The organism is Nostoc sp. NMS4, from assembly GCF_017115095.1.
Lineage (GTDB): Bacteria > Cyanobacteriota > Cyanobacteriia > Cyanobacteriales > Nostocaceae > Nostoc.
The window spans coordinates 1-10,713 of the sequence record NZ_JABXKI010000286.1; the positions used below are offsets into that span (position 1 = coordinate 1).

The following is a 10,713-nucleotide window of genomic DNA, read 5'->3' on the forward strand; positions in this document are numbered from 1 at the left end:
AAGCGGTAGCGGCTAGCAAGGTGGGGATCATTACTACGCCGAACCAACCGATGTAAATCCGGTTGTTGGTGCTGGTGATCCATTCGCAGAACTGGTCCCATACATTGGCGCTTGAGCGCTGTTGTAAGGTTGTTGTCATGGTTTTATGATTGCGGTTATTTATGAATCAGGCGGTTTTGTCTTTGCCTGTGAAACTACTTTACACTGCTTTACAATTTTTAATCAACTTTTGTTACTACAGTAAATCTAATGCGAGTTATCAGGTTTGCTTATTAAAAATCAAAAACCAGGCAGGAGTATACCGAATTAAAAAGAGCCAGGACTATTGAATAATTTATTTATTTATTGGAAGTCCCTAATAAAATGTTTTCCAGTAAGGGAAGGATAGTCTCAAAATAAGGCAGCAGATAATCAAATCTATCTCTGCTGCCTCTGCATTATCTTAACTACTCAATGCCTTTAAGAACCGTTGCAAACTCTTAAACACATTGGGCTTTCTCGCAGGTGTCGCGTCTGTTGTTGTTTGCGGTTGTCCTTTTGAAACAATGAGATCCAAATCATCACCAGATGGTTTTGTGGGTAATTCGGCAATTCTTTGATATTCGCCGCCAGTTTCTAGCCAAACTTCCCACTGTCCTGGGTAGCAGCGATATAAGGCACTTTCATCGTCTATGGGGCGCACGTAATAGGCGGATTCAATGGTACTGATAAAGCGATCGCGGATTTTTCTGGCTGTATAACCAATGCCCACAACCCCAGAATCTTCTAAGCGGGGATTTAATAAGACTAAAGGGCGATCGCCTATTACTTCACACAATTTTTCCAACTGCGGCACTTCTACCGATGTGGGGGCGATGAATAAGAAAATTTCATCCTCTGGCTGAATTTTTGTCTGCAAGGAAGCAGCCCTACCCGTACCAATATCCAAAATTTGAAATGGTGCATCTGCCCAATCACGACGGGCTAAGGCCGCAGCCCCAGCGTCAGCAAAGAAAATCTTCAAACGGGAATCATAATCTGTAAATGCCGGTAGAAATTGTTCCGCCACCGGCATAAACTTCAGTTCTGGGAACAGGAACTCAACTTGTAAGCGAGTACAGCCATCGGCAAGGGCAGCTTGGACGGCTGTACGAGATTGGGCGATCGCATCTTCAAGACTATTTGGAAGTTCACTCATAATCTGCATGGTTCTGTAGTGTCTACTCCCATTGTTTCAGTATTGGCTCTTAATTAGGACTTACGCAGACGAGATCGCCCAATCCCATGAAAACACAGGGCTGTTTCACTTGAGTATTCCCCTATTAATATAAATAAATCCTCAAATATCTCCATTAAACTCAGTCGCCAGCAGGAGGATATTTAGCATAATATTTTTTACACTCGTAAGCAAACCTTGATAAACAACTTAGGTACAGCGTATGCCTCTTCATAAACTTGAACATTTTGACCAAAATTATCGAGAAACTTTTGGCGGAGACGATCTGAAAGCGCTGGATCTTTATACTGGGGGAGGAGACAGAGTTGGCTCAGTTGCTGACGTTCTAGTTGACGATGATGGTCATTTCCGGTATTTAATTGTTGATATAAGCTTAGATTTGGCTAGCAAGAAAATCTTACTACCAATTGGTCTTTGCCAGATCAATGATGCAGAAAGGCGTGTCTATGTTGATGGGTTAAGCAGACAGCAAATAGAAAGTTTGCCCGATCATACAGAAGATGCGATCGCTAACAATGATTACGAAGAAAAGGTACGTAGTGTATTTCGTTCTCCAACCAAAAGTGTGACTTACGATCGCAATACATACAATTACCAACAAGATCCAGATTTATATGGCTTAAATGAGCAATCTCATCAAACTTTTAAACTCTATGAAGAACGATTAATTGCCAACAAATACCGCGTTAAAACCGGAGAAGTAACGATTGGCAAGCATATTGAAACAGAAAATGTACGCCTTACAGTACCTGTTGAAAAAGAACGAATTCTGATTGAGCGAGTTACGCCAACAGAAGCAGGAAACGTTGTAAATCCCAATGAACTTAAGTTTCAAGAAGGGGAAGTAGCACGCATAGAAGTGTACGAAGAAACACCTGAGATACGTAAAGAAGCATTTGTGCGTGAAGAAGTCCGAGTCAAGAAAGTAGTAGAACATGACATTGTGGAAGCACAAGACACTATTCGTCGAGAAGAATTAGATGTTGATACTGCTGGTAATTTAAATGTACAAGATAAAGCTATTTAATTTAGCTGGCTGATAAGTTTGTTTAGTAGATTTATCTGAAATTATCATACAGGCAAAGTTAATTTTTATCTCTGCCTGTGTTTTTTATTCAATAACAAGATTCCTGACTTATGAGAAAGTCGGGAATTTTAATATTCAAAAAAATTACATCTTGAGAAACCATATACAGATCCAAAGATACAAAACTTTTGATTAGATCCCCGACTTCTCAAAGAAGTCGGGGATCTGGACAGCTATATCTATCTGGCAAATACCGTTTACAAAGGCTAGACATATCTTTACAAAACTAAATTGAGATCCTGCCAATTTTATGTATCTAGTTAGCCATATCGCTGAAAAATATCTATAACTTTCGATAATTTAACCCTGGAAATAATTCATTCGGCAGAAGGATGTATAAGAATAAATAAATGTCTTAGTTTAGATATTAAGAGATGACAAATAAATATTTGAGGTTAAACATAATGGTTCTTTACAAATTAGAAGATTTTGAGCCTAGCTATCAAGAAAGTTTTGATGGTCATGACATTAAGGGGCTGGGTGTCTATACACAGGGAACTGATGAAAAAGTTGGTACTGTCAGTGATGTTTTAGTTGATGAGGAAGGTCATTTTCGCTATCTAGTTGTTGACTTAGGCTTCTGGATTTTTGGTAAAAAAGTATTACTACCAATTGGTCGTGCCCGTATCGACTATAACGTAGATCGCGTTTACACAATTGGCTTGACTAGAGAGCAAGCTGAAGATTTGCCTGAGTTCAATGAACGTCAAACCCTTGATTACGATTATGAAGAACGGGTGCGTGGAGTATATCGCCAACCCACAGACTACAACCTTGGTGTAGGTGTAGATCCTTTAGCACCATTAGACCCTTTAGCAACACCAGTGGCAGCACCATTGCCTACAACTCCCACTTACGCTCCTGATAGCTACACTTACGAAAATGAGCCGGCTTTATACGGGTTAAATGAGCAAGATCATCAAACTTTGAAATTGTATGAAGAACGCCTCATTGCCACTAAACGCCGCCAAAAAACTGGGGAAGTAACAATTGGCAAGCGTGTTGAAACTGATACTGCACGAGTTGCAGTGCCGGTAGAAAGAGAACGAGTTGTGATTGAGCGTGTAACTCCAGCAGATGCGGGTAAGGCTGTTTCTGGGCGCGAAGCAGACTTCCGTGAAGGCGAAGTTGCTCGCATAGAAATCCACGAAGAAACTCCCGATGTTCGCAAAGAAGCATTTTTGCGTGAAGAAGTTAGAGTTACAAAAGTGGTCGATCAAGACACAGTTGAAACTCAAGAAACCGTGCGTCGTGAAGAGTTAGATGTAAATTCTACTAATCTTCCAATTGAAGAACGCTAAGTAAATATAGTCATTAGTTACTAGCTAATGACTAATAATTAATTCTACACAGTGCAGGTGAGGCTGTTAAATTAGCTTTACCTGTGCTGATAATAGCTGATACAACTTGGGATTTTTGATTGCAAATATTACTCTGGATATGACTTGGAAAAATATATGCGATCGCAAACATTTTCTAAATGGCATCCAGATGATTAATACATTTAATTTATCTAATTAGAAAGCAGTTAGAAAAGTTTCCATGATGAATAGCCAAGCTATGGCAAAAAATACTTTACAGACAAATGGTAATTCTCGTACTATCTCCTCTCTGGTAGATTTAAGAAAGAAGGTAAACAACTTTGCTGTGTTTGATAAGCAAGGTCAGCTAGTAGGAGTAGTTCATGATTTAGTCGTGGATGGCAATCGTCGGCTAAACCTAGTTATATCTAACCAGACTAACGAAGAAACTGGAGAATATAATCAGCAGTCTTTATTTAGATTGCAGAGCCAGAGAATAAAACAAATAGACAAGCCGAGTAAATCTGTTTTCACCGACTTAAACAAATCAGAAATTGAGTATATGCCTGAATATTTAGAATCAGAAACACCAGGCGATTTTAACTCAACTGAGCAACTAGCTAACAATCAAATTACAAATAGCCCAGTTGAGCCAGTAAATTTAGAACAGGTTCCTGAAGAACAGATTATTCGTCTATTAGAAGAACGACTAGTCGTTGAAAACAGTAAGCGTAAAGTTGGTGAGGTAATTGTTCGCAAAGTCATTGAAACCCGGATGGTACAAGTTCCTGTCCGACGTGAAAAGCTGATTGTGGAACAAATTAGCCCAGAACACAAACAACTTGCAGAGATTGATTTAGGACAAGGAGAAATTTCTGGCTTTGATTTGACTGAAGTAGAAAGACTTGAAGTTACAGATGACAACGGTTTAACGGTAAGCGGCGAATTTAGCTCGCCTAAAATTGCTAATTTATTATTGAATGCGATCGCACTAGAGCGAAATCACGGCTGCAAACAGGTGCGTGTCACCATTACCGTTGAAGATGAGTCACACCAGAAAAAATACCAAGAGTGGTTTGACCGTTGCTCTAAAGGTCAATCACTAAAGCCATAACAATAAGTTTCTAGCAGATAAATTAGTAGGGTGGGCATTGCACACCCTATTTTTTTATAGCGGGGAGTGTCAAAATACTAAGCAGTTGCCGTTCTTTTGGCTGCTTGCAATGAAATTTCGACTGAAGATACTTTCACTCAAGAAACGAAAGCAGCGTTTGATCCCACCGATTAAAATTCAAGTTCAAGATGGAAAATTTGAGATTATAGGTATGGGTGTATGGTATTCCTACTGGCGCGATCCCTATCATCTGCTGCTAACGATTCCCTGGACTGGCTTTCTCCTGCTGATTTGTACCTTTTATATAACTATTAATGCTCTATTTGCCCTAGCTTACTTGATAGGAGGAGATTGTATTGCCAACGCCCGACCTGGCTCTTTTTTAGATGTCTTTTTCTTTAGCGTGCAAACCCTAGCATCTATCGGCTATGGGGCAATGTATCCGAAAACAACTTACGCCAACATTATTGTCACTATTGAAGCAATGATTGGTTTGGTGGGAATTGCTGTGATGACAGGACTAGCCTTTGCTCGATTCTCTCGACCTACAGCCCGTGTGCTGTTTAGCCGTGTTGCTGTCATTACAGCTCATAATGCGATGCCGACTCTCATATTTCGCAGCGCTAATCGACGGCGCAATACGATTTTGGAGGCGCAAATGCGAGTCTACTTGATGCGCGACGAAGTAACCCTAGAAGGACAGTTCATGCGTCGGTTCCACGATCTCAAACTGGTGAGGAACCAAACACCTAGCTTCACGTTAAGCTGGTCAGTGATGCATGTCATTGATGAGTTTAGTCCTTTATATGGGATGACACCAGAATCGTTAACCCAGACAAATACTATGCTAATTGTCTCTTTGAGTGGCATTGATGAAACGGTTGCTCAGGTTGTTCATGCCCGTCATACCTATGGTGCGAATGAGATTTTGTGGAACAATCAATTTGTCGATATCTTTCACCACACACCCGATGGACATCGCTACATTGATTACAACCGCTTCCACGATGTTTTACCTTTAGAGTAAAGGGGTTAAACCAATTCGCAATTTGCAATTCGCAATTCGCAATTACGTTTTGTGTAAGCGTTGCGTTAGCGAGTCTGCGAGCGTCCGGGGATTTTACCCCGACACAAAACCTGCTGCCTGTCTTGCTGGGGAATTAAACCCCCAAACTTTGTTAAATTCCTGAAAATTACTCAGAACTTTGATTGAGTGCTGGTTGTAAGGGTTTAACAACTACCCGACCATTTTCAACTACAGTGCAAGTTTTAACCATACTCTTACTGTGGTTAACTGGCACATCCTGGCACTGGTTTTGGTGGGAGATATTTTGCTCTTGTTGTTGGTTAAGGACGACAACACTACAGGAACAGGAAGGAATGGACATATAAATTAATTTTGATCTCTATATCTATTATCGCGCTACTGATGCTGTTTGGCTGAAAAATTTGCTACCTATATGTTTTGATATTCAGGAGAATAAGTAGGCGATCGCAGGTGTGTGTCCCTAGTATCCTGAAATTTAGTTGAGTGCCAATTATTGCGTATATGCGAAACTATGAAAGCAAGTACTTGCATTCTTGTGCTTGTAACCGTAAATAGGAGTGTAAATAGGAAAGCGGTTATAGATCCCGCCCCGCTTTCCTCTCTGTTTAAACAAGTTTTAACAGGGGTTAGATAGTGGGTTTTTCTAATGAAAAAATTTTTGAGATATCTGGGTTTTGGTTTACTATCTACGTTCTTGACTGCCACTCCCGGATTGGGGGCTGAACGCATTAGCTTTTATTATCCTCCCTTTGGCGAATTTTCCTTATCGGTGGACTCGCTGGAAACCTTTGCAAAAGTTGGCAAAATCGATCAAGATTTTTCATTTTATGCTAGTCGTGCTACACCTGAACAACTCGCTCAACTGCGGGATCTACTCCAGCAGCGCTTTAATCTCACTCCTACACTAGTATCTCAAGTTACCTACTCACCGATAGGCGAGCAGTTGGTGCAACAACTAGGAAAATTACTCCTTACTGAGTCTCGAAAGAATGGCTTTTATGCCATACGCGCCTCTTTAATTTTGTCTGCTGCCGATCAACAACAGGGATTAACGGTTGTGAATTTACTGCGGAAATTTCCTAGCGATACGATACGGGTAAATTTCACTGAGGGGTTAAGGATAGTCGATGACTTGTCACAATTGATTAAAAGAAAGGATGAGGTTTTTGCCTCTCTTCAAAAAGAAGCGATCGCTCAAGCAGCCACTTCAAAAATTGATTTCTCCCAAAAACCAGATTTGCGATCGCCAGGAAAATTTACCTGGCAGAAAAAAACCTTTGAGTTAAATGACATTTCTCGCTCACGCCGTCTACCTGTGGATATCTATTTACCGTCAGCAGGTTCACAAAAAGCTGGAGAATTAGTTTCGCCTCCCTTTCCCCTGATTGTAATTTCTCACGGACTGGCCTCAGACCGCTCTACCTTTGTCTACCTGGCTCAACATCTAGCATCTTATGGTTTTGCTGTTGCTGTATTGGAACACCCTGGTAGTAATGCCGAACGCTTTCAACAATATTTTGCGGGTTTGGCAGGGCCGCCAGATGCAGCAGAATTTATCAACCGACCTTTAGATATCAAATATCTACTCAATGAACTCCAACGTTTAGATAAATCTGATCCCAGCCTCCAAGGAAAACTCAATTTTCAGCAAGTTGGGGCGATCGGTCAGTCTTTTGGTGGTTATACTGTTTTGACTTTAGCAGGAGCGAATATTAACTTTGAGCAACTGAGGCAAGATTGTAATCCCGATAATTCCTCCTTTAATTTGTCGCTGTTTTTGCAGTGTCAAGCAAACGAGTTACCTCCAAAAAATTACGAACTTAAAGACGATCGCATCAAAGCCGTCATTGCGATTAATCCCATTGACAGCTCAGTTTTGGGTCAGGGGGAAATCAGTCAAATTAAAATTCCCGTCATGCTGGTAGCAGGTAGTCAAGATGTTTTTGCACCACCCGTATTTGAGCAAATTCGCCCCTTTACCTGGCTTTCTGACTCCAATAAGTACCTGGCTTTGATCGAAAACGCCACCCACTTTTCAGCGATCGCCGAACCTACTTCTGGAAATGATGTCTTACCTGTGCCACCTGCCTTACTAGGCCCAGATCGTACTGCTATTTATTCCTATCTCAACGCCCTCAGCGTCGCTTTTTTTGAAAGCCATCTCCTTAACCGCCCTGAATACCGTTCCTATTTACAGCCTTCCTACGCCACATTTATTAGTAAGGAGCCGCTTAATCTCAGTATTTTACAATCATTGTCGGTAGCTCAGTTCAATCAAATTTGGAGTGAGCCAACTCCCCAGGTAAGCAAACCAGCAAATCCTCAACCTACTCCTACACCCCGTTAGTTATAGGAAGTTGGAAAGATAAGTAAATGCACGGAGTACAGCTTTAGGCAAAATCATCAATTAGGAATCATATAGACTGACAGTTTAGATCCCCGATTTCTCTAATAAGTCGGGGATCTTATTATTCACGAATGATTGAAGTTTGCTATACGAGGCAAGTCTCAAGCATTACTTTGATGAACTCAAAGCGAAACCTAAACAAATTACTATTTTTCCTAAAGTTTTAGTAGATAATTCCAGACAGCGTTCTAGCCTTCTTTGATTGTTTTCAATAAATAAAAGTCATCAAACTTTATTTTCAAAAAACAGTAAATATACTGTTGCGATTATATGAGTTAGCTGAGGGTTTTAACGATTGCAACCATTAGCCACAATCCTATATGTCTTTTTTGTTTCTAAACCATGAATTAGATATCACAATTTACTAAAACAGGGCTATTTGTCAGGGAAGTGAGATATTTGTACTGAGGGATTTATAAAAACTTATTTAATAAAATCTTTTGCATATATATACTTGTCGTTAAGAAGTATTAAGAAATTCTTATTAAAGAATATTGCAATACCTTGATTTAATTGCTAACGTGTGTATGACAACAATGCTGATGAGCGCTCGGATCTAGGAGAAATAAAATCTATGAGCTATACCCATTCAGCCAAGTGTGTTAGGCTTTGACGGGTTAAAAAGGAGAAATTTCTGCCTCGTATAGACAATTATGAGGGATTGCAGATTAACCAAGAAATATCTCGTTACTGAAGGCTTAGTTTCAGTTTGATTTCAATTAAGATTGATTATTTGTCTTATCTTGTGCCGACAAGCGACTAGCTCTTGATTGTGTGCATCAGCAATAACGAAGAGTTTGGTAAGACTTAAATTTTAGAGGATAAAATCAATGGAGATTCAAGGTAAAGTTGCCCTAATTACAGGGGCTTCGCGTGGGATTGGACGGGCGATCGCTCTCGAATTAGCGCAACAAGGCATCAAACGGATGATATTAATAGCACGCGATCGCCGGAAGTTAGTGGAGGTAGCTAGCGAAATTGAGGCGATGGGTACAGAAGCTGCGATCGTGGCCTTAGATTTGACTCAAACAATAGAAGTAAATATCGCTGTTGCCCAACTGTGGCGCAATTACGGACAGATTCACCTCCTGGTTAATTGTGCGGGAGTCGCATATCAAAGTTCGTTTTTGCAATCTAAAATGCCCCAAGTTCAAGAAGAACTCTCTGTGAACTTGTTAGGAATGTACAACCTCACTAGTTTGATTGCTCGTCGCATGGCCAGCCAAAGACAAGGGACAATTGTCAATGTATCGAGCCTGATGGGGAAAGTTGCAGCACCAACGATGGCGACATACTCAGCAACCAAGTTTGCCATCTTAGGGTTTACCCAAGCCTTGCGCCAAGAATTAGCGGAACACAATATCCGCGTCATTGCATTATTGCCTTCCCTGACAGACACAGACATGGTGCGCGACTTAAAATTATTTCGCTGGGTGATCCCCATGACTCCCCAGCAAGTGGCTAAAGCACTGATCACCGGAATGCAGAATGATTCATCAGAAATTTTAGTCGGATGGCAAAGTCATTTAGCTGTGTGGTGTCAACGCCTCGCCCCTTGGTTGTTAGAGCTAATTTTACGAATAGCTACACCGCCAGCACCAAGCAGACAACGGCTGATTGAAAAACTTATCCCTTCGCGTAGCGTCTAGTATAGAAGCCGAGGGCGATCGCTAACTCAACACTTAGCATTCCTGAACAAACTTACCCAAAATCTTCAGTCGTTTGGCTTTACCCTTATGCAACAAAGTAAGGCTCACAGTGCCAAGAAATGCTAATAAGCTGAAAGTAGAAGTAGATTCAGGTACAGACTTGGGATTCTCAATTTTGATAACTTGTCCCTGTCCTGGGCGATCGCCTCGGTTTGTGATGTAGATAGCATCATCAGCACCAATAGTCAAAGCAGTAGCAGACTCTAACCCATTACCACTAAGAAGAGTTGTGCGAGTTCCATCCTTTGCTATTTTAATTACAGAACCATCTAGATTACCTTTCCAGAGTGACTGATTAGCGTACTGCAAAGCATATAAATTGCCCTTAGTATCAAAAGCTAAGTCAGTAAGTTGAGTAAATCCATCGGTATAAACTGTTGGTTTATTATCAGCACCAACTCGATAGATTTTTGCTTCGCCTTGTGGAAAAGGAAAACCAGTTAATTGGCTAATATAATAAGCGCCATCTGGGCCTTTGGCGATATTTGTGGGTACTGCTTGGATTTCAAATGGTGATGATGATGGGCCAGAGGGAAAAATTGGATTAGTTAATGTCTGCCGGGGAATTGTAGCGATCGCCTTTAAATTACTGCCATCAGTACCTACGCTGAGTAACTCATTAGCACCAGTATCAACTGTAACAATCTTATTTCCATCTAAAAGCAGAGAAAAGGGATTGCTAATTAGATCGCCTCCATCGGGATTATTTGCAAGTTCATAATTAGCCAAATCAGCAACACTAGTCCAGGAATTTGTATTAAAATTAGCAGTGATAATTTTTCCTAAGTCAGTGTTACCTAATGTGGCGCGAAATGTGGGATTTGAACCATA

At 40.8% G+C, this 10,713-nt stretch carries 9 protein-coding genes and 1 pseudogene; 6 read left to right on the plus strand and 4 right to left on the minus strand.

The genetic code is table 11. From position 1 onward, the window contains the following. Positions 1-139, minus strand: a pseudogene (locus tag HWQ37_RS26945) (photosystem II q(b) protein); the annotation flags it as partial. 303 nt (positions 140-442) lie between these two features. Continuing rightward, the gene (locus HWQ37_RS26950) at positions 443-1,177 is read right to left on the minus strand and encodes a DUF1995 family protein (protein ID WP_292753360.1); all 735 of its coding nucleotides are present in this window, start codon (positions 1,175-1,177) and stop codon (positions 443-445) included. 241 nt (positions 1,178-1,418) lie between these two features. Between HWQ37_RS26950 and HWQ37_RS26955 the strand changes: the two genes are divergently transcribed. The 4 genes from HWQ37_RS26955 (at position 1,419) to HWQ37_RS26970 (ending at position 5,745) form a co-directional block, all read left to right on the plus strand. Continuing rightward, a complete protein-coding gene (locus tag HWQ37_RS26955; protein ID WP_292753363.1) occupies positions 1,419-2,243 on the plus strand; it encodes a DUF2382 domain-containing protein in 825 nt (274 codons plus the stop codon). 464 nt (positions 2,244-2,707) lie between these two features. After that, positions 2,708-3,604 (plus strand): DUF2382 domain-containing protein, encoded by an 897-nt coding sequence (locus tag HWQ37_RS26960; RefSeq protein ID WP_292753366.1) that lies wholly within the window; start codon positions 2,708-2,710, stop codon positions 3,602-3,604. A 259-nt stretch (positions 3,605-3,863) separates the two neighbouring features. Then, on the plus strand, positions 3,864-4,718 hold the full coding sequence (locus tag HWQ37_RS26965; protein ID WP_292753369.1) for a YsnF/AvaK domain-containing protein: 855 nt from the start codon (positions 3,864-3,866) through the stop codon (positions 4,716-4,718). Positions 4,719-4,827: 109 nt separating this feature from the next. Then, complete coding sequence (locus HWQ37_RS26970) at positions 4,828-5,745, plus strand: ion channel (RefSeq protein ID WP_292753372.1); 918 nt, start codon at positions 4,828-4,830, stop codon at positions 5,743-5,745. A gap of 166 nt (positions 5,746-5,911) precedes the next feature. Here HWQ37_RS26970 and HWQ37_RS26975 read toward each other — a convergent pair whose 3' ends face one another. Then, entirely contained in the window at positions 5,912-6,106 is a 195-nt protein-coding gene (locus HWQ37_RS26975) for a hypothetical protein (protein ID WP_292753374.1), read from the minus strand. 306 nt (positions 6,107-6,412) lie between these two features. Here HWQ37_RS26975 and HWQ37_RS26980 point away from each other — a divergent pair, with 306 nt between their 5' ends. Further along, positions 6,413-8,113, plus strand: a complete 1,701-nt coding sequence (locus HWQ37_RS26980; protein WP_292753377.1) for an alpha/beta hydrolase — start codon at positions 6,413-6,415, stop codon at positions 8,111-8,113. Positions 8,114-9,003: 890 nt separating this feature from the next. After that, on the plus strand, positions 9,004-9,822 hold the full coding sequence (locus tag HWQ37_RS26985; protein ID WP_292753380.1) for an SDR family NAD(P)-dependent oxidoreductase: 819 nt from the start codon (positions 9,004-9,006) through the stop codon (positions 9,820-9,822). Between the two features lie 33 nt (positions 9,823-9,855). Here HWQ37_RS26985 and HWQ37_RS26990 read toward each other — a convergent pair. Further along, positions 9,856-10,713: ScyD/ScyE family protein (locus HWQ37_RS26990; protein ID WP_292753382.1), on the minus strand; the 858-nt coding region annotated here is incomplete at its 5' end.